This window comes from Streptomyces sp. NPDC001443, assembly GCF_053597355.1.
Genome location: NZ_JBSFIA010000035.1, coordinates 75,418 through 94,581, shown reverse-complemented (window position 1 = coordinate 94,581; position 19,164 = coordinate 75,418). Strand labels below are relative to the sequence as shown.

General features: G+C 73.5%; 14 protein-coding genes. 7 read left to right on the top strand and 7 right to left on the bottom strand.

Annotation, left to right across the window (positions count from 1 at the left end):
- Positions 1 to 146: 146 nt before the first annotated feature.
- Complete coding sequence (locus ACWC24_RS30515; protein ID WP_450666113.1) at positions 147 to 1,184, top strand: alcohol dehydrogenase catalytic domain-containing protein; 1,038 nt, start codon at positions 147 to 149, stop codon at positions 1,182 to 1,184.
- Between the two features lie 152 nt (positions 1,185 to 1,336).
- On the top strand, positions 1,337 to 3,061 hold the full coding sequence (locus ACWC24_RS30510; RefSeq protein WP_450666112.1) for an alpha/beta hydrolase: 1,725 nt from the start codon (positions 1,337 to 1,339) through the stop codon (positions 3,059 to 3,061).
- Positions 3,062 to 3,105: 44 nt separating this feature from the next.
- On the opposite strand, the gene ACWC24_RS30505 is transcribed toward ACWC24_RS30510, so the two are convergent.
- Genes ACWC24_RS30505 through ACWC24_RS30495 form a run of 3 tightly spaced genes read right to left on the bottom strand, consistent with a single transcriptional unit; the run spans position 3,106 to position 5,671 of the window.
- Positions 3,106 to 3,846: a class I SAM-dependent DNA methyltransferase gene (locus tag ACWC24_RS30505; protein WP_450666111.1), complete on the bottom strand. Its 741-nt coding sequence runs from the start codon at positions 3,844 to 3,846 to the stop codon at positions 3,106 to 3,108.
- Between the two features lie 59 nt (positions 3,847 to 3,905).
- Complete coding sequence (locus ACWC24_RS30500) at positions 3,906 to 5,009, bottom strand: sensor histidine kinase (protein ID WP_450666131.1); 1,104 nt, start codon at positions 5,007 to 5,009, stop codon at positions 3,906 to 3,908.
- A 2-nt stretch (positions 5,010 to 5,011) separates the two neighbouring features.
- On the bottom strand, positions 5,012 to 5,671 hold the full coding sequence (locus ACWC24_RS30495; protein ID WP_450666110.1) for a response regulator: 660 nt from the start codon (positions 5,669 to 5,671) through the stop codon (positions 5,012 to 5,014).
- A gap of 212 nt (positions 5,672 to 5,883) precedes the next feature.
- Here ACWC24_RS30495 and ACWC24_RS30490 point away from each other — a divergent pair, with 212 nt between their 5' ends.
- The 5 genes from ACWC24_RS30490 (at position 5,884) to ACWC24_RS30470 (ending at position 12,657) form a co-directional block, all read left to right on the top strand.
- The gene (locus ACWC24_RS30490; RefSeq protein WP_450666109.1) at positions 5,884 to 7,140 is read left to right on the top strand and encodes a DUF418 domain-containing protein; all 1,257 of its coding nucleotides are present in this window, start codon (positions 5,884 to 5,886) and stop codon (positions 7,138 to 7,140) included.
- A 57-nt stretch (positions 7,141 to 7,197) separates the two neighbouring features.
- Positions 7,198 to 7,839 (top strand): histidine phosphatase family protein, encoded by a 642-nt coding sequence (locus ACWC24_RS30485; protein ID WP_450666108.1) that lies wholly within the window; start codon positions 7,198 to 7,200, stop codon positions 7,837 to 7,839.
- 301 nt (positions 7,840 to 8,140) lie between these two features.
- Complete coding sequence (locus ACWC24_RS30480) at positions 8,141 to 9,385, top strand: aminotransferase class V-fold PLP-dependent enzyme (protein ID WP_450666107.1); 1,245 nt, start codon at positions 8,141 to 8,143, stop codon at positions 9,383 to 9,385.
- 120 nt (positions 9,386 to 9,505) lie between these two features.
- Positions 9,506 to 11,569 (top strand): SpoIIE family protein phosphatase, encoded by a 2,064-nt coding sequence (locus tag ACWC24_RS30475; protein ID WP_450666106.1) that lies wholly within the window; start codon positions 9,506 to 9,508, stop codon positions 11,567 to 11,569.
- A 365-nt stretch (positions 11,570 to 11,934) separates the two neighbouring features.
- Complete coding sequence (locus ACWC24_RS30470; RefSeq protein WP_450666105.1) at positions 11,935 to 12,657, top strand: FAD binding domain-containing protein; 723 nt, start codon at positions 11,935 to 11,937, stop codon at positions 12,655 to 12,657.
- Between the two features lie 56 nt (positions 12,658 to 12,713).
- Here the strand turns inward: ACWC24_RS30470 and sbnA are convergent, their stop codons facing one another.
- Genes sbnA through ACWC24_RS30450 form a run of 4 tightly spaced genes read right to left on the bottom strand, consistent with a single transcriptional unit; the run spans position 12,714 to position 19,162 of the window.
- On the bottom strand, positions 12,714 to 13,760 hold the full coding sequence (sbnA, locus tag ACWC24_RS30465; protein WP_450666104.1) for a 2,3-diaminopropionate biosynthesis protein SbnA: 1,047 nt from the start codon (positions 13,758 to 13,760) through the stop codon (positions 12,714 to 12,716).
- A gap of 35 nt (positions 13,761 to 13,795) precedes the next feature.
- Positions 13,796 to 14,875: a 2,3-diaminopropionate biosynthesis protein SbnB gene (gene sbnB / locus ACWC24_RS30460; protein WP_450666103.1), complete on the bottom strand. Its 1,080-nt coding sequence runs from the start codon at positions 14,873 to 14,875 to the stop codon at positions 13,796 to 13,798.
- Positions 14,872 to 15,876: a TauD/TfdA family dioxygenase gene (locus tag ACWC24_RS30455; protein ID WP_450666102.1), complete on the bottom strand. Its 1,005-nt coding sequence runs from the start codon at positions 15,874 to 15,876 to the stop codon at positions 14,872 to 14,874. Before ACWC24_RS30455 ends, sbnB begins: the two co-directional genes overlap by 4 nt.
- 31 nt (positions 15,877 to 15,907) lie before the next feature.
- Entirely contained in the window at positions 15,908 to 19,162 is a 3,255-nt protein-coding gene (locus ACWC24_RS30450; protein ID WP_450666101.1) for a non-ribosomal peptide synthetase, read from the bottom strand.
- Positions 19,163 to 19,164: the final 2 nt, after the last annotated feature.

The following is a 19,164-nucleotide window of genomic DNA, read 5'->3' as shown; positions in this document are numbered from 1 at the left end:
ACGGCCTCCTGCCGCCGCGTGCCCGATCGCCGGGGCGAAGCCTCCTGTTTGCGATCCCGGACGCGGGTGCCAGCCTGGTTCGGGGGCCCGGACATCGTCACGCGAACTCATTTCCTTGATCACCATCTGGCAGGAGAGAGGACGACATGAGGGCGACATTCCTCTACAAGGCCGGTGACGTGCGCGTCCAGGACGCGCCGGACCCGGTGATCGAGCAGCCCACCGACGCCGTGGTGCGCGTCGTGCGCTCCTGTGTGTGCGGCAGCGACCTGCACCCGTACCACAACCTGGACGCCGCGGACGGGCCCGCCCCGATCGGGCACGAGTTCATCGGCGTCGTCGAGGAGCTCGGCCCGGAGGTGTCCGGACTCGACCGGGGCGACCTGGTGGTCTCCCCGTTCGCCTTCGCCGACAACACCTGCGAGTTCTGCCGGGAGGGCCTGCACACCTCCTGCCCCAACGGCGGCTGGTACGGCAACGGCGGCGTCGGCGGCGCCCAGGCCGAGGCGGTACGGGTGCCCCAGGCGCAGGGCACGCTGGTGAAGCTGCCCGCCGGGGTGGACGAGAGCCTGCTGCCGTCCTTGCTGACCCTGGCGGACGTGTACGGCACCGGGTACCACGCCGCCCACCGGGCGCGGGTCGAGCCGGGTGACTCGGTCACCGTCATCGGTGACGGCGCGGTCGGACTGCTCGCGGTGCTGTCGGCCCGGCAGCTCGGCGCGGAGCGGATCGTCCTCATGGGCCGCCACGAGGACCGTACCGACCTGGGACGCTTCTTCGGCGCCACCGATGTCGTGGCGGAGCGCGGCGAGGAGGGCGTCGACCGGGTCAAGGACCTGACCGGCGGGCACGGCACCCGCGCGGTGCTGGAGGCCGTCGGGCACCTGCCCGCCTACGAGACGGCCGTCGGCGTGGTGCGTCCCGGCGGTGTGATCAGCAGGGTCGGCGTGCCGCAGTACGAGGAAGCCCCGGTCGGCTTCGGCAGTCTCTTCGGCCCGAACGTCAGCCTGACCGGCGGGCCGGCCCCGGTACGCGCCTATGTCGACGCCCTGCTGCCGGGCGTCCTGGACGGCTCGGTCGAACCGGGACGCGTCTTCGACCGCACCGTCACCCTCGACGAGGTACCCGACGGCTATCGCGCGATGGACCGGCGCGAGGCGCTGAAGGTCATGATCACGTTCTGATCCGCGGGCGTCCGCCCCTCGGACCCTCCGTCCGGCCCGCCCGACGGGCCTGGTTCGTTCGGCCCCCGCCGGCTTGCCCGCCCGGTCGGGCCACGGTGGTGTTCAGGCAGGGACATCCCCATGTCGAGGCCTGGCCGGCGGAAGGACGGATCATGCGAATACCCCGGTCCACGGCGGTCCGCCGACGGCGCACCGCGCCCCTCGCCGCGGCGGTCGTCTGCCTGACGGCGGTGACCCGGCCTGACCTCGCCGCGGCGGCGCCGCCGCTGCCCCCGGTGCCCGCCCCGCGGCTCGACTGGCGTCCCTGCACCTCCGGCAGCCCGTTCGACTGCGCGACCGCGAAGGTGCCGCTCGACTACCGCGAACCCGCCGGGCGTTCGATCCGGCTGGCCGTCGTCAGACGGAAGGCGACCGGTCCCGGACGACGTATCGGCACTCTGTTCATGAATCCCGGCGGCCCCGGAGGCCCCGGCACGCTACAGATGCCGCAGTGGTACGAGTTCTTCCCGAAGGAGGTGCGGGAGAGGTTCGACATCGTCAGCTGGGACCCCCGGGGCGTCGGCGAGAGCACGGCGGTGCGCTGCTTCGACGATGACCTGGCCTCCGCGGCCTGGCAGGCCCGCGTTCCGGCCGGTTTCCCCGTCGGCGCGCGGGAGCGGGCGGCCTGGACGGCCGCGTACCGGGATCTGGGGCAGCGCTGCATGAAGCGCGACCCGGAGCTCCTGCGCCATGTGTCGACCACCGACACCGCCCGGGACCTCGACCTGCTCCGCCGGTCGGTGGGCGAGGACCGGCTCAGCTACCTCGGCACGTCCTACGGGTCGTTCCTCGGCGCCACCTACGCCAACCTCTTCCCCGACCGGGTCCGCGCCATGGTCCTCGACGGCAACCTCGACCCTCGGTCCTGGTTCGGCGAGGGGACCGGCACGGAGCCGGAACTCACCACCTTCCAGCGCCTGGGCGCCGACATCGGCGCGGCCGCCACCCTGGACCGGTTCCTCTCCCTGTGCGGTTCCGCCACGCCCGCGGACTGCGCCTTCTCGGCCGGCAGCCCGGCGGCGACCCACGACAAGTTCGCAAAGCTGTCGACGCGGCTCGCCGAGCGCCCGGTGGGTCCGTGGACGTACGGCGCGACCGTCGACGACCTCCTCACCAACCTCTACGTGGTCCATCCCGCGTGGTCCCGGGCCGCCGGCCGGCTGGAGGACCTGTGGCAGGGCCGCGCGCCGAAGCCGTCGCCTCCGCTGTTCCCGCAGCCGGCGAAGTTGCCCTACCTGGGGGTGGAGCAGGCCGCCGCGGTGCTCTGCTCCGACAGCCCCAATCCGCGCGATCCGGCCGCCTACCAGGCCCTGGCGGAACTGGGCGCCCGCCGGGCGGGAGCGGCCGGCCAGTACTGGGCCTGGGCCTCGGAGGCCTGCGCCCAGTGGCCCGCCCGGGCCGCCGACAGCTACACCGGCCCCTGGAACAGGCCCACGGCCCGTCCCCTGCTGCTGGTGAACAACACCTACGACCCGGCCACGCCGTACCGGGGCGCGCAGGCGATGGCCACGCAGCTCGCCGACGCCCGGCTGCTGACCGTGCGGGGGTACGGGCACACCGTCCTGCTCAACCCCAGCACCTGCGCCAAGGACTACGAGAGCCGCTATCTCGTCGACGGGATCCTCCCGCCGGCCGGTGCCACCTGCCGGCCGGACAGCCCGCCCTTCGCCACCGAGAAACCGAAGGACAGCGCTGACCGACCGAAGGGCAGTGCCGACAAGCCGAAGGACAGCGCCGAGCGGCCGAAGGACAGTACGGACACCCCGCCGCTCTCCGCCGTCAAGCCGCGGGGCGGCATGGACACCGGCGGCGGCGCGCCGGCCGACGTCGCCGGCTGAGCCCGGCCGCCTCTGCGGGCACCACCGGCGGCGACAGACCGACCCTAGGCGACCGGCTTCTCCCAGACGGAGACATGCCGGTCGCTGTCGCTGGTGAACGGTTCGCGCGTCCAGCCCTCCCAGCGTTCGCGCGGCCGCAGCCCGGCGAGCCGGGCCATCAGGTCGAGCTCCGACGGCCAGACGTACCGGAAGGGGATCGACCGGTACTCGCCGCGGCCGTCGACCACCTCGACGTAGTTCGAACTCGTCGCCTGCGTGGCGACGTCGTAGATGTCGAAGGCCCAGCGGGTCGCGCTCGTGTGGAACGGCACGACGGTCTGCCCGGCGGGAAGCCTGCGCAGTTCGGGGACCATCACCTCGACGACGAAACGGCCACCGGGTGCCAGGTGGGCCGCCGCGTTGCGGAAGCATTCCACCTGCGCCTCCTGGGTCGTCAGGTTCATGATCGTATTGAAGAGCAGGTACACGACGGAGTACGTGCCCTCCGCCCTCGCCGTCGCGAAGTCACCGACCGTGACGCCGATCGCGTCCCCACCCGGCTTCGCGCGCAGCCGCGCGATCATCGCCCGCGACAGGTCGATGCCGTGGACCGGCACCCCACGGCCGGCCAGCGGCAGCGCGATGCGCCCCGTCCCGATGCCCAGCTCCAGCGCCCGGCCGCCATCGGCCAGCTCGGCCAGGACGTCCACGGTCGCGTCCACGAGGGCCGGATCGAACATCTCCGCCGCGGACGCGTCGTAGTCCGCGGCGACACGTTCCCCGAAGTAGCCGTCGTCATCCGTCACCGCGCGACCGTACTGCGGGGCCGCGCTGGGCGCACCCGATTTCCTCCGGGCGCGCGGTACTACGGACCGGTCCCGGTCGCCGGGAGCTCCAGGCGCAGTTCGTAGCCGCCGTCGGCCGTGGGGCCGGCGGTCACCGTGCCGCCGAGGAGGGCGGCCCGCTGCCGCAGACCGACCAGCCCGTAGTGCGCGCTGGGCAGCGGCAGCGCGGGCCGGGTGGGCGCGGTGTTGGTGACGGTGACCCGGACGGCGTCGCCCTCGTGGCGGACACACACCGTCGCGGTGGCGCCGGGAGCGTGTTTACGGGTGTTGGTGAGCGCTTCCTGAACGGTGCGGTACACCGCGCGCTGGACGGTCGGCGGCAGCCCCTCGGGGACGTCCGTCGTCAGCCGCACGTCGATGCCGCTGCTGCCGACCAGTTGCTCCAGGTCGGCCAGGGACGGCTGCGGGGTCAGTTCGGTGGGGCGCCCGCCGGAGGCGCGCAGGACACTGACCATGTGGCGCAGCTCGTCGAGGGTCTGGACACTGAGCCGCCGGATGGTGCCGGCCGCCTCCTTGGCCTCCGCGTCCCGGGTGCCGACCTGGAGCGCCCCGGCCCGTACCGCGATCAGGCTGACCTGGTGCGAGACCACGTCGTGCATCTCGCGGGCGAGCTGGGCGCGTTCCCTGGCCAGGACCGCCTGGGCGGTCAGCAGCTGCTCGTGGTCCCGGGCCTCGGAGATCTCGGCGAGCCGCAGCGACAGGTCGCGCCGGGTCTGGACGAGCTGGCCGAGGAAGACCGGCGCGGCCGCGGTCGCCCCGGTGTAACCGATGGTGATGAAGGTGCTGCCCCGGGTCAGGTCCAGGCCCGGGGAGGGCCACGAGCTCACGTCCCCCAGCGTGAACAGCAGGGCGCAGACGACCAGGAGCGCACGGTGCCGGGTGATCGAGGCGAGCGTGTACAACGCGATCAGCGAGGCGATGACCGCGTCGGAGAGCAGGACGGCGGGGAGGGTGAGCAGGAAGGTCAGCAGCGGCAGACGGCGCCGCACGATCAGGGCGAAGGCGGCGCCGAGGGCACAGGCCATGCGCACCCAGGCCTCGGGGTCCCAGTGCGCCCATACGTCGAGCAGCGCGACCCCGACCGGTACGGCGTCCAACAGCACCGGGGGCGGTCGACGCGGCACCCTCAAAGGGGTTCGCCCTCCTCCCGGAGCAGACCGGCCCGCTGGGCGAGCAGGGCCGCCTGGACCCGTCCGCCCACCTCCAGTTTGGTGAGGATGGCGCTCACGTGGTCCTTCACGGTGCCCGTGCTCAGGTAGAGCCGGGTGGCGATCTCGGCGTTGGACAGCCCTTCGGCGATCAGGACCAGCACCGCCCGCTCACGGTCGGTGAGACGGTCGAGGCCGCCGGCGCAGCGGTCCTGGGAACCGGCGTCCAGATAGCCCGCCACCACGGTCCCGGTGACCTTGGCCGACAGTACGGTGCCGCCCTCGGCGAGGGAGCGCACCATGAACGGCAGCTCCTCGGGGTCGGTGTCCTTGAGCAGGAAGCCCGAGGCGCCCGAGCGCAGCGCCGTCGCCACGTACTCGTCCATGTCGAACGTCGTGAGCATGGCCACGACCGGGGGGTCGGGGAGCCCGCGGAGTTCGGCCAGGACGGTCAGGCCGTCCACGTCCGGCATCCGGATGTCCAGCAGCACCACGTCGGGGGCGGTCTCCCGCGCGGTGCGCACTGCCTGGGCGCCGGGCACCGCCGCGACGACCTCGATGTCGTCGGCCGTGTCGAGGATGCGCTGGAAGCCCATGCGGATCAGAGCCTCGTCGTCGACCACCAGTACCCGGATCACGCGTGCTCCCTCACGGACGGACCACTGTCCGATTCGTACCACGTCGGCGGGCACTCCGCCCGGTGCCGGCACCCGGACCCCGGACCCCCGGCGCGAGATCCGGGGACCGTCCGGACCGGCCGAGCGGCGCCCCGGGACCAGCCAGTCGGCGGGGGCGGTCCGGACAACTGCCGGATGGCTGCCGCCCGACGGGCGCCCGCAACCTTGAACGCATGACGCACGACGCACCGTCGGCGGTGGCGTCCGCCGTGCCCCGGGCGGACGCCACCCCTGCAGCCGGCCCCGCCAACCCTGACGGCCCGCCGTCGACGGGCCGGCTGATCGGACTCGACCTGGCCCGCGGTCTGGCGATCGTCGGCATGTTCGCCGTGCACCTGGGGCCCGACCCGTCGGTGGGCGGGCCGGTCGGCTGGCTCCTGGAGGTGGCCAGCGGCCGCTCCGCCACGCTCTTCGCCGTGCTGGCGGGCTTCACCCTGGTGCTGCTGACGGGCCGGCCGCGGCCCCGGACCGGGCGGGCCGGACGGCAGGCGATGGGCCGTGTACTCATCCGCGCGGCCGTCCTGGTGGCCCTCGGATACGCGCTGACCGCCCTGGACACCCCGGTCAACGTGATCCTGTCCTACTACGGGCTGCTGTTCGTCCTCGCTCTCCCCCTCCACCGGCTGCGGGCAGGCACCCTGGCCGCGGTCGCCGCGGCGGGCGCGATCGTCCTGCCCCTGGCGCTGTACCTGCTGCGGGCCGCCGTCGAGGGCGGGGACTGGTCCGACACCGTGATCGCCCACGATCCCCTGGCCCGGATCACCGGCACGGACGGGTTCGTCGGTCTGTTCGTCACGGGTGACTACCCGGTCCTGACCTGGTTCCCGTTCATCGTCGCGGGCATGGCCCTGGCCAAGACCGACCTCACCCGGCCCCGCGCGCTGGCCAGGGTCGCGGCCTGCGGTTTCGCCCTGGCGGTGGTCGGGTACGGCGGGTCGTGGCTGGCCCTGCACCTCGTTCCGGGCGCCCGGGCCGCCGTGAGCGCGGCCGTGGGAGGCGGTCCGGCCGCCTCCGCCTGGTGGTCCGACGCCGTCGGTGACGGGCCTCCCCTGCCCGGCAGGCCCGCCTGGCTGCTGGTGGCCGCCCCGCACAGCGAGACGACCGGATCCATCGTGGGCAACACCGGCGTCGCTCTGCTGGTCGTCGCGACCTGTCTGCTCGCCACGGCCCGCTTCGCCCGCGTACGGCGGCTCGCTGCCCCGTTGATCGCGCTCGGCTCCGTCTCCCTGACCGCCTACGTCGGCCAGATCGTCGCCATCAAGGCCTTCGGTATCAGCGAGGACATGTCCGACGCGGACTCGTTCGCGGTCCTCGCCGCGTTCGTCACCGTGGCCATGCTCGTGGCCCTGGCCTGGACCCGTCGCTTCCGGCGCGGTCCGCTGGAGTACGCCATGCACACCGCCACCGCGCCCGCCCAGCTCATCCACTAGCCGACGGTGCAGCGTCCGACCATGCGACGTGGCACGGAAGCCGAGGAGGTCAGACGAATGACGACGTGTCTGACGTTTCTGAGCGCGACCGCCGAGGAGACCACGAGGGTCTTCGGTGACCCGCTCTCGCTCGCGGGCGGCCCGCCGCGGGCCACCTCCCCGCACCCGGGGTTCCCGCCCTACTCGCTGGCCGTGCGGGGACCTTCGGCGCGCTGCGCGCGGACCGCCGACGCCCTGGGTCTGGAGACCGTGCCCGAACCCGCCCTGCGGGACTTCGACTACGGCCGGTGGTGCGGGCGGACGGTGGCCGAAGTCGTCGCCGACGACCCCTACGGCTACTCGGCCTGGCTCACCGATCCCGACGCCGCGCCGCACGGCGGCGAGTCGGTCCGCGATCTCTGCGAGCGCACCGCCCGCTGGCTGGACCGTCTGCCGTCCGACACGGACCGGGCCCTGGCCATCGTCGAACCGTCCGTCATCCGGGGCGCGCTCGTGCATGCCTTCTCCGTACCCGCGAGGGCCTTCCGGCATCTCGACCTGCCGTGCCCGCCCGCCGTCGTCTCCCTGATCCTGCGCGACGGCGTCTGGCACGTCCGTTACGGCCACGGGACCGCGTCCGACGTCGGGGAGGCGGCCTCGGACGAGGCGGCCCCCTCGGCACGGGCCCGCTCGGCGGACCGGGGGACGGTCGGGCGGTAGTACACGGGCCGCACCCGACCCGTCGCCCGAGCGTCGCCCGGCCGTCAGGGACGGCACGGCAGGGACCACGCGGCAGGGACGGCGGGCAGGAACGGTGAGACCGGGGTGGATCGGCCGGTTCGGCAGAGGCGGATCGGCCGGGGTGGTGGACTGCGCCGTGCCCGCAGACCGTACGGCGCAGCCCACGGACCTCCTGGGTATGGTGTGGGCGGTCCGGCGGCCGGGCCGTGCCCGGCGACGGGCGGCCGCCGTCCGGGCAACCGCACCACGGCCACCGAGGCCGCGAACAACGAGGAGTTCCGTGAGCGAGACCCAGGTCGTCACCGCGCCCCGCCCGCTGACGCTGGACGACGGCCGGCCCGCAGCCGCGGCCTGGTCGCTCGACCCCGGCATGCTCCACCTCAACCACGGCTCCTTCGGCGCCGTCCCGTTGGTCGCCCAGCGACGGCAGAACGAACTGCGGGCCGAGATGGAGAGCGCCCCCGTCGTCTGGTTCCGGGACGTGACCGAGCGGATCGCCGCCGCCCGCACCGAGATCGCCGAGCACCTCCGGGTCGACGCCGCCGACCTGGCGCTCGTCCCGAACGCCAGCGCGGGTGCCAGCGTCGTGTACGCGGCCCTGTCCGCGCGCCCCGGCAAGGACGTCGTCGTCACCGATCACGGCTACGGCGCCGTCACCATGGGGGCCGAGCGCCTCGCCCGTCGCTGGGGCGGCAGGGTGCGCACGGCGCGCGTGCCGCTGGCGGCCGACGCGGACCAGGCGTACCGGGCGGTGATGTCCGAAGTGGACGACCGGTGCGCCCTCGTGGTCCTGGACCAGATCACCTCGGCCACCGCCCGCAGGCTGCCGGTCGAGCGGATCGCGGCCGAGCTCGCCCGGCACGACGACATCACGCTGCTGGTGGACGGCGCACACGCCCCCGGGCTCCTCCCCGCCCCGTTGAAGGGGCTGGAACACGGCGCCGCCTGGGTCGGCAACCTCCACAAGTGGGGTTGCGCGCCCCGCGGCACGGCCGCCCTCGTGGCCCGCGGCCCGCTGCGCGAGCACCTGCATCCGCTGATCGACTCGTGGAGCGCCGCCGAGCCGTTCCCGCACCGTTTCGACCAGCAGGGCACACTCGACGCCACCGGACCCCTGGCGGCGCCGACGGCGCTGGAGTTCGTCGAGCGCACCTGGGGCTGGGAGACCGCCCGCCGCTACATGGACGAACTGGCCGACTACGGGGCCCGGGTCGTCGGTGCCGCGTTCGCCGGAGCGGCGGGGGACGCGGTGGAGGGCGTCGACGTCGGCATGCCCGTACCGGGGATGCGGCTGGTCCGCATCCCCGAGGGGCTGGGGACCACGCGTCTCGCGGCCGACGCGCTGCGCGACCGCGCCACCGTCGACCTGGGCGTGGAGTGCGCCTTCACCAGTTTCGACGGAGTCGGCTACCTCCGGCTGTCCGCGCATGTCTACAACACCCCCGACGACTACGACCGCTTCGCGCAGACCTGCGTCCCGGTCCTGGAGGACTGGGGCCGAAAGGCCCGCCGGGCTCGCCCCTGAAAGAGGCGGCACTCCCTGTCGTGACCCGGTGACCCGCCCTGTCTCCCGGCGGAGCTCCAAGGGCGCTCGCGCGGGAACGGCCGAGTTGTTGGGCCACAGACGGGGAGGCAAGCTGAATGCATGGAGCCTCAGGGCGGGGGCGAGGACGGGCGCCCGCTGGTCGAGTGGGCGTTTCGCCAGGCGTCGATGTCGTTCTCGGTCTTCGGCGTCGACCAGCGTTACCTGCGGCTCAACGACATGGCGGTCCGCCTGATGGGCATCGAGGAGGACGTCCTGCGCGGCCGGGTGTTCCCGGACGGCGTCCCGGCGGACGTGGACCGGCGGGGCACCGTGGCCGCGCTGCGGGACGTCGCCGCGACCGGGCGGCCCCGGCACTACGAGGGCTACACCCGCGCCCCCTCCGAGGCGCACGAGCACGCCTGGAGCCTCGAACTGTGGCCCGTGCGCGACCCGGCCGGAGAGGTCTGCGCGGTGGCGATGGCCGCGTTCGACAGCAGTGAGCAGTACCGGGCCCGGCAGCGGCTGGCGGTGCTCGACGAGGCGGCCGTCTCGATCGGCACGACCCTGGACCTCGATCGCACCGCGTGCGAACTCGCCGCCCTGGTGGTGCCGCAGTTCGCGGACTTCGCGAGCGTGGACCTGCTGGCGCCGGTCGTCCGGGGCGAGGAGCCGGCCACCGGCCCGCCGGACGCGGCCGTCGTACTGCACCGGGTCGCGCACCTCTCGACCGCCGAGGGCAGCGTCGAGCCGGTCATCGGTCCCGGGGCCGTCGACACCTACCCCGCCTACTCGCCGCCCGCCAGGGCCCTGCACCTGGGACGGACGGTGCACAGCGGCAGTGGCGAGGCCGACTTCGAGCGGTGGATGGCGAGCATGCCATCCCGGGCGAGGAGGATCAACGGCACCGCCATCACCTCGCTGATGGCGGTGCCGCTGATCGCCCGCGACACCACGCTCGGCGTCGCCGTCCTCTTCCGCACCCGGCCCGAACCCTTCGGCGAGGACGACTACGCCCTGGCGCGGGAACTCGCCAGCCGCGCCGCCGTCTGCCTCGACAACGCCCGGCGCTACTCCCGTGAGCGCATCACCGCGCTCACCCTCCAGGAGAACCTGCTGCCGCACCGGCCCCCCAGGCAGTCGGCGGTGGACGTGGCCTTCCGCTATCTGCCGAGCGACTCACGGGCCGGTATCGGCGGGGACTGGTTCGACGTCATCCCGCTCTCGGGCTCCCGGACCGCCCTCGTGGTCGGCGACGTGGTCGGGCACGGCATCCACGCCTCCGCGACGATGGGCCGACTGCGTACGGCCGTGCAGACCCTCGCCGACGTCGACCTGCCACCGGACGAACTGCTGGCCCATCTCGACGACCTGGTCCTGCGGCTGGGCAGCGACGAATTCGGCCACGCCCCGGGCAGCGAGGTCGGCGCCACCTGTCTCTACGCCGTCTACGACCCGGTCGCGCGGGCCCTGTCGGTGGCCAGCGCGGGCCATCCGCCGCCCGTACTGGTGCTGCCGGACGGCACCACGAACATCGTCGAGGTCAACGCCGGACCGGTGCTGGGCGTGGGCGGGCTGCCCTTCGAGGCCACCGAGCTGGAGCTGCCCGAGGGCACGCTCGTCGCCCTGTTCTCCGACGGGCTGATCGAGGCGGCCGGCCAGGACCCGGACGTCGGCACCGACCGGCTGCGCCGGATCCTGGCCGCTCCGCACACCTCGCTGGAGGGCGCCTGCGACGAGACGCTCGCCGCGCTGCTGCCGCGGCGTCCGGCCGACGACATCGCCCTGGTCCTGGCCCGTACCAGGACGTTGGACGCCAGCCACGTCCGCGTCTGGGACCTGGAGCCGGACTTCGCCGGTGTCGCCGCGGCGCGCAAGCACGCCCTCGCGCAACTGGACGCGTGGGGCCTCACCGAGGTCGGCTTCGTCACCGAACTCGTCGTCAGCGAGCTGGTCACCAACGCGATCCGCTACGGCTCGGCACCCGTCCAGCTCCGGCTCATCCAGGACGACTCGCTCATCTGCGAGGTGTCCGACGGCAACCCCACCTCGCCGCATCTGCGCCGGGCGAGGATCTTCGACGAGGGCGGCCGCGGTCTCCTTCTCGTCGCCCAGCTCACCGACCGCTGGGGCACCCGGCACACCCCGACCGGGAAGACCATCTGGACCGAACAGGCCCTGAACTGAGGCATGTCGTACGAGCCCGCGCCACGGGAGCGGTTCGCCTCCCCCGCGTGGCGGGGGACGGTACGGGGAAGCCGTGTCGCGACGGTCTTCCGCCCGTCCGTACGCGACCGGCGCGCGGAACAGATGTGTGAGCCCTGTATGCGCCCCCGTTCGCAGGGGCAGGATACGCGGAGTCAGTGATCACGTGGCCGAGTCCCGCCCCCGACCCCGACGTCCTCGTCGCCCCCCGACATCCCGCGAGACCCAAGGCCCGGGGCCTCGACGCCCCGACGCCCCGACGCCCCGACGCCCCGACGCCCCGAACATCCTCAACGTCCTCAACGCCCCGCGCGACCCCAACGTCCCAGGAAAGCAGGTCGGCTGCCGTGCTGTTGCGTCTGCCCACGTCCGTGTCCGAGGCCCAGGAATGCATAGCGGAGGGAGCCGTGCCGATCGGCGGGGCGAGCCTGGTGTGGGCCACCTGGCAGCAGGACGGCTTCCCCGAACAGGCCGTGTCGCTGCGCCAGGTGCCCGAGGCCCTCGTGGTGGAGCGCGAACTGCTGGGCGCTGCCGTGCTGCTCAACGGGATCGACGACCGCGTACCGGACGTGATGCGCCTGGCGGCGGCCTCGGTGGGGACCGGCGCCGTGCGCCGCACCGCCACGGTCGGCGGCAACCTGGTCGGCAGCACCCTGCGGTGTCTGCTGCCCGCCGCGCTCGTGCTCGACGCCCGGGCGACGGTGCTGGATCCGGACCGGATCTACGAGACCGACCTGGCCGAGGTGGTGGCGAAGCGCCACCCTCTGCTCAGCGTGCGCTGGCGCGAACCGGTGGCCAGCGGGTATCTCAAGCTGTCCGGTGAGGCGGGCGGACCGCCGCCGCTCGTCGTCGCCGCGGCCGTGCACGCCGAGGGCGCGGGCGAACGCCGGCTGCGGGTCGCCGTCCGCGACGGCTACGACGTGATCAGTGAGAGCACGGCGGCCGGCACCGACGCCGACCGGGTCCTGGAGTCCCTGTCCGGCACCGCCGTGGGCACTCTCGGTCCGGCCGCCCGGGACGCGGTGCGGCGGCAGGTCACCGACGTCCTGGCCCGCGCGGCCGGGCGCTGAGCACGCGGCCGCCGGACGGCGTCACGGGACGCCGTGCACGCGGCCGGCCGCCGGCGTCAGACACGCCCCGCACCGCCGCCGCGCCGGTCGCGGCCGTGCGGGGCGGCACGGCCGCGGGGGCCCGAGGAGGTGACCGTCGTCCGTGGTCCGGCGTCCAGTACCTGGTCTCCGTAGAGGTCCTGGAGCCAGTTGGTCTGGTAGATGGTGTCGAGGTAGCGCTCGCCGAGGTCCGCGGCGATGGCCACCGCGGTGATGCCGCGGGTGTCGTGCCGGTTCAGCCAGTCCGCCGCGCCGCTGACGACCGTCCCGGTGGAACCGCCGAACAGGAAGCCGCTCCTGGCCAGCCGGTGGCAGGTACGGATGGTGTCCGCCTCCTCGACCTTGATCACCTCGTCGACGAACGACTCGTCGAGCAGCGGCGGTCGCATGCTCATGCCCAGGCCGGGGATCATCCGCCGCCCCGGCTCGCCGCCGAAGGCCACCGAGCCCACGCTGTCCACGGCGACGATCCGGACCGAGGGGCTGTGCTCCCGGAAGTAGCGGGCGCAGCCCATCAGGGTCCCGGTCGTGCCCGCGCCGATGAAGAGCACGTCCAGGCGCGGGAACTCGTCGGCGATCTCCGGCGCCGTCGTCCGGTAGTGCGCCAGCCAGTTGCCCGGATTGGTGTACTGGCTGAGCCACACGTAGCGGTCGTCGGACGCGCAGAGTTCACGGACGTAGTCGAGGCGGGCGCCGAGGAAACCGGTGTCGGCGTTCATCTCGGCGATCACGTGCACCTCGCTGCCCAGCGCCTCCATCAGCAGTCGGGTCGACAGGTTGCAGCGGGAGTCGGTCACGCACAGGAACCGGTAGCCCTTGCTCGCGGCGATCATGCTCAGCGCCACGCCGAGGTTCCCGGACGAGGACTCGACCAGGATCGAGTCCCGGGTGAGGATCCCGTCCCGCTCGGCGGCCGTCACCATCTCGTTCGCGGCCTTCAACTTGATGGAGCCCGCGAAGTTGAAGCCCTCGCACTTCAAGTAGAGCGGATGCCCGACGATCGACCGGAGGTCGACGAAGAGCCGACTTTCGTTGAAGGCGTAGGGAGCGGAGATGACGGGCACGGTGGCCTCCAGGTGCCAGAGCCGGGGAAGTGCCTTCAGCCGTACCGGCGCAGGTCGTGGAAGAAGTCGTCGATGACGTGGAGCTCCCCCGTCCGGGCCACCTCGTCGTACACGTACTTGCCGACGGCCAGATCGAGGACGCCGAGCCCGAAGGGCGAGAAGATCACCGGACGGTCGGCCGGCGGGGTCACCCGGCCGGACATCACGTCGTCGAGCGTGCCGTCCAGGAAGTCACGGCTGCCGGTGAGCTGTTCGGCCAGGTGGGGTGAGGTGTCGGCCTTCAGGCAGTGCTCGACGTCGTCCACGATGTTGGCGGAGGCGAGCAGGATCTCGGGGGCGAGGTCGCGCAGCGAGACATGCAGGACCAGCGGGTTGTGCGCGAACCAGGCCGGCTCGGTGACATGGGGCGCGCCGGCCACCGTGGCGAAGACCACCAGATCGCTGGAGCGGATCAGCTTCTCGGCGCTGTCGTGCACCGTGATCTGCGCGGTGTGCCCCGGGGTGCCGGCCTGGCGCAGGTAGCCGCAGAATCCGGCGGTGCTGTCCGCGGACAGGTCGTGGACGCCGACGGTGTCGAACGCCCAGCCGGTGGCGGCCAGGAAGGTGTGGATGTACCGGGCGATCAGGCCGGTGCCGACGAATCCGACCCGGGCCGGGCGGGGCCGCCCGCGGCTGAGCCGGTCGGCCGCCAGCGCCGCGGACGCCGCGGTTCTGGTGGCGCTGATGACGGAGCTCTCCAGGACGGCGAAGGGATAGCCGGTGTCGTGGTCGTTGAGGACGAGCACCGCGGAGGCCCTGGGCAGTCCCTCGGCCACGTTGGCCGGGAAGCTGGAGATCCACTTCAGGCCGTCCACGCGCAGCGGCCCGCCCAGCGAGGCCGGCAGCGCGATGATCCGGGCGGTGGGACGGTCGGGGAAGCGCAGGAAGTACGACGGCGGGTTGACCGAGTCACCGGCCCCGTGCAGCCGGTAGGTCGCCTCGACCAGTTCCACGATCTGCCGTTCGCGCCCGTCGAGCGCGCGCTGCACCTGGGCGCCGGAGATCACCGCGAAGGTCGGTGCCGGGGCGGACGCGGCGGGAGCGGTCCGGGTGGCGGGAGTGGGCAGGGCCGTCATCGCAGACTCGCCTCCGGGGTCGGGGCGCCGTCGGCCAGGCGCCGCGGCTCGGCCATGCCGACCAGCACCTCGCGCTCTCCGGTGTAGGCCTCTCTGCTGTGCGCGGTGCGGATGTTGTCGACCAGCAGCACGTCCCCGGCCTGCCAGGGCTCGCGCCGGGTGTGGTTCTCGTAGGTGGCGTTGAGGAGCTGGACGACGTCCTCGCCGATCGGGGAGCCGTCGCCGAAGCGGGTGTTGAACGGCAGTCCGTCCGCGCCGTACTCGTCCACCAGGTACTCGCGCACCTCGGGGGCGAGCGTCCACTCGTTGAGGAAGGCGATCTGGTTGAACCAGCAGCGCCGGCCGGTGACCGGATGGGTGACCACGGCGCTGCGCAGCTGCCGGGTACGCAGGGATCCGTCGGGCTGCCAGGCGAAGTCGATGTCCTGGGCGTGGCAGTAGTGCTCGACGGCCGCGCGGTCGTCGGTGCCGAAGGACTCCTCCAGGGACGCGCCGATCTCGTCGTTGTAACTGCGGGTGAGCATCCAGCCCTCGCGTTCGAACCGCTCCCGCAGCGCGGACGGCAACGCCTTCAGTACCTGTTCGGCGTCCGCCACGGCGGTCGCGCCGCCCTGGTCGGGCGCGCGCAGGCAGGCGAACAGCATCAGGCCCGGGATCTCCAGCCGGTAGCTGAGCTCGTGGTGCATGCACATCGGCTGGTTGGCCGGCCAGGCGGTGGTGGAGTACAGGCCGGGGCCTTTGACCTCGCGGGGGGCGAAGGCCTCGCGCTCCGTCATCGGGTCGCCGGCCAGCGCCGCGAAGACGGCCGCGGTCCGCTCGGCGTCGCGCAGGTCCAGGCCGCGCACGAGCAGTACGCCGTGTTCGGTGACGCGGGCCCTGAGCGTGTCGCGGTTCTCGGCCGCCCACCGGGTGGCCTCGGCGGGGGCCTCGACCCGCAGGATCGGCGGCGTGCCCGGTCGCAGGTCCGCTTCGGGCAGTGCTGCCAGGGAGGAGGACGACATCTGGATTCCTTTCGGTTGCCGGCCGGACGGCTCAGCGGGAGGCCGGTGATCGCAGGTCCCCCCACACCGCCCGGGCCGCCGCGGCCGGACGGGTGCGCGGGAAGTAGTGGCCGCCGTCGGCGAGTCGGTGCACGTCCACGTGTTCGGCCAGGAGCTGCCAGTCGCGGTGGCGTTCGGCGGACCCCGCCGTGATCGGGTCGTCGTCGGCGACGACGACGGTGACCGGCACGGACAGCCGTACCGCCGGGGGGTGTTCGAGGGCGTCGGCGAGGTAGCGGTGCGCGGCCACGCAGTCGTGCCGGTAGGCGGCGCCGATGTGTTCGGCGTGCCGCGCGTCGAGTTCGTCGAGCTCGGTGTATCCGCCGTCCGCGCTGAGCCGGGCGGCGATCTCGACGTTGTTCAGCTCCGTCAACTCGGCGACGGCTGCGCGTCTTTCGTCGGAGGTGCCGAGCAACTGGGCGCCGAGGAAGACCCGTTCGACGCTCACTCCGCGCTCCGCCAGTCTCCGCGCGGTCTCGACGGCCGTCGCGGCGCCGGAGGAGTGGCCCCAGAGCAGGACCCGGGTGAGGCCGCGTGCGGTGATCTCGGCGGCGACCTGCTCCGCGACCTCCTCCAGGGACACGAAGGGTTCCTTGCGGGCGGCCAGGTCGTGGCCGGGCAGTTCGACGGCGTAGACCGGCAGCCCCTGGTCCGCCAGGGCGCCGGCCAGCGGCTGGAAGTTGACCGCGTTGCCGCCCGCGTAGGGGAAGCACACCAGGGCACGGTCCGGGGCGCCGGCCGGCTCCGCCAGGGGCTGGAGCAGTCCGGGGCGTTCCCGGGTCGCGCCGTCGAGGAGCGCGGCGAGGTCGGCGAGCACCGGATGGCGGGTGATCTCCTTCAGGGACACCGCGCGGTCCAGGGCCAGGGTGAGCCGCACGGCCGACAGCGAGGTGCCGCCGCACTCGAAGAAGTGGTCGTGCCGGCCGATGCGGTGCTCGGGCACGGCCAGCAACTCGGCCCACACGCCCGCGAGTTTGCGTTCGGTCGGGGTGTACGGGGCGCTGCGCCGCTCCTCGGCGGCCTCGCCGCGCGCGGCCTGGTCGGCGAGCGCGGTCAGTGCCTTGCGGTCGGTCTTCCCGTTGCCGGTCAGGGGCAGGCTCCGCTGCCAGTGGAACGCGGAGGGGACCATGTAGGCGGGCAGGACGGCGCCCAGGGCCGCGCGCAGGTCGTCCGTGCGCAGGCGCTCTCCGGTGTGGAAGGCGATCAGGTGGGCGGCGCGGCCGGGCGGCTCCGACACCACCACCGCGGCGTCGCGCACCCCGGGCACCCGCAGCAGGGTGTTCTCGATCTCGCCGATCTCGATGCGGAAGCCGCGGATCTTGACCTGGTTGTCCCGGCGGCCGAGGAACTCCAGTTTGCCGCCGGGCTGCCACCGGCCCCAGTCGCCGCCCAGGTAGAGCCGCCCGCCGGGCCGGTAGGGGTCGTCCCGGTAGGCCTCACGGGTGCGTTCGGGGTCGTTGACGTAGCCGCGGCCCACGCACACTCCGGAGAACGCGATCAGCCCGGGGGCGCCCAGCGGCACCAGCGCCAGGTGTTCGTCGACGACGTGCACCCGTACGTTGTTGACCGCGGGCCCGAGCAGCACCCGGTCCGGCACCCGGTCCATGACCTCGTGGTTGGTGTCGTCCGAGGTCTCGGTCAGTCCGTAGGCGTTGACGAGCCGGATCCCGGGCCGGACCGCGAACCAGCGCTGGACCAGTTCCCGCTTCAGGGCCTCGCCGGTGACCGACACACAGGTCAGGTCGGGCAGTTCGCGCGGATGCCGCTCCAGGTAGGTCACCACCACCTCCAGGTAGGAGGGCACCATCTGCACCACCCCCACCCGGCCGCGGACGAGGGTGTCGACGAACCGCTCCACGTCCACCACGACGTCCTGTTCGACAAGCAGGGTCCGGCCGCCGACCAGCAGCGCCGACACCAGTTGCCACAGCGAGATGTCGAAGCACTGCGGGGCGGTCTGCGCCACCACCCGGTCCTGGTCGATCCCCAGGTCGTCGATCTTGGCGTAGAGGTGGTTGAGCATGCCCGCGTGCTCGCACATCGCCCCCTTCGGCTCGCCGGTGGAGCCGGAGGTGAAGTAGATGTAGGCGAGCTGGTCGGGCGTGACCGGCACCCCGAGGTCGGTGCCGTCGTGCTGCTCGGCGTACGCCGCCTCGATCAGCAGCCGTTCCACTGCGGGCAGGTTCTCCAGGGCCCGGTCGAGGGTGCCGGTGCTGCCGGTCTCGGTCAGCACGAGCCGGCATCCCGACCGCGACAGGGTCGCCTCGACGCGTCCCGCGGGGAAGTGCGGCTCGATGGGCAGGTAGACGCAGCCGGCCTTGAACACGGCCAGCACCGCGGCCAGCCAGTCGAGCCGGCGTTCGGTGACCACGCCGACGACCGCCTCGCGGCCGAGTCCGCGCGTGCGCAGGGCCCGCGCGAGGCGGTTCGCCCGCGCGTTGAGTTCCCCGTACGTCCAGGAGTCCTCGCCGTGCACCGCCGCGACCGCCTGCGGATGGGCGCGCGCCCGCTGTTCGAACAGCTCGTGCGCCCGCGCGTCCGGCAGTTCGCGGCTGGGTCCGGCCAGTGCCTGGAGCTGGTGGCGCACCTCGTCGGCCGGGAGCAGGCTCTGCCGGGCGTGTCCGGCGTCCGGGTCGGTGGTCATCAGCCGCAGCGCGGTGACGTGGTAGCCGCCGATCCGGGCGGCGGACCCGGCGTCGAGCGCCTCGGTGCGATAGCGCACCCGCAGCACCGGGCCCGTGTCCCGGTCGCACCAGCCCACGGCGAGCACCACGTCGTCGGCCGGCCCGCCGTCGGCCCCGGTCGGGTCGAACACGATCTCGTACGACGGCTCCGTCGTCCCCAGCTCCCGGCGCACCTCGTCCACGGGGAAGTCCCGGTGCTCCAGCATTTCCGCCTCGGCGCGGTGGACGCTCGCCACCAGTTCGCGCCACGAACCGGGGGCGAGGCTGAGCCGGCACGGCAGCGGGCCGGTGCCGGACCCGGCGGCGTAGCCGGTCACCACCTCCTCCTCCGCGGAGAGGGCGGCCAGCACCTTGGCGTGCGCGGTCAGCAGCAGGGAGGTCACCGGTACCCGCCAGGCACGGGCCAGTTCCCGCACCGCGTCCGTCACGCTCTCCGGCACCGCCTCCACGTACTCGGCGACCCCGGCGGCCGGTTCCGGGGCCCACCGTGGCACCGCGGTGCATCCGCCGGCGGCCAGTGTGTGGCGCCAGTACTGGCGGTCCGCCTCCAGGTGCGTTCCCATGG

What these genes read in the sequence shown, in the direction of transcription:
- sbnB (WP_450666103.1), bottom strand. Translation starts at nt 14,875, where the DNA reads ATGACGGCCCTGCCCACTCCCGCCACCCGGACCGCTCCCGCCGCGTCC.
- ACWC24_RS30510 (WP_450666112.1), top strand. Translation starts at nt 1,337, where the DNA reads ATGCGAATACCCCGGTCCACGGCGGTCCGCCGACGGCGCACCGCGCCC.
- ACWC24_RS30485 (WP_450666108.1), top strand. Translation starts at nt 7,198, where the DNA reads ATGACGACGTGTCTGACGTTTCTGAGCGCGACCGCCGAGGAGACCACG.
- ACWC24_RS30475 (WP_450666106.1), top strand. Translation starts at nt 9,506, where the DNA reads ATGGAGCCTCAGGGCGGGGGCGAGGACGGGCGCCCGCTGGTCGAGTGG.
- ACWC24_RS30490 (WP_450666109.1), top strand. Translation starts at nt 5,884, where the DNA reads ATGACGCACGACGCACCGTCGGCGGTGGCGTCCGCCGTGCCCCGGGCG.
- ACWC24_RS30515 (WP_450666113.1), top strand. Translation starts at nt 147, where the DNA reads ATGAGGGCGACATTCCTCTACAAGGCCGGTGACGTGCGCGTCCAGGAC.
- ACWC24_RS30455 (WP_450666102.1), bottom strand. Translation starts at nt 15,876, where the DNA reads ATGTCGTCCTCCTCCCTGGCAGCACTGCCCGAAGCGGACCTGCGACCG.
- ACWC24_RS30450 (WP_450666101.1), bottom strand. Translation starts at nt 19,162, where the DNA reads ATGGGAACGCACCTGGAGGCGGACCGCCAGTACTGGCGCCACACACTG.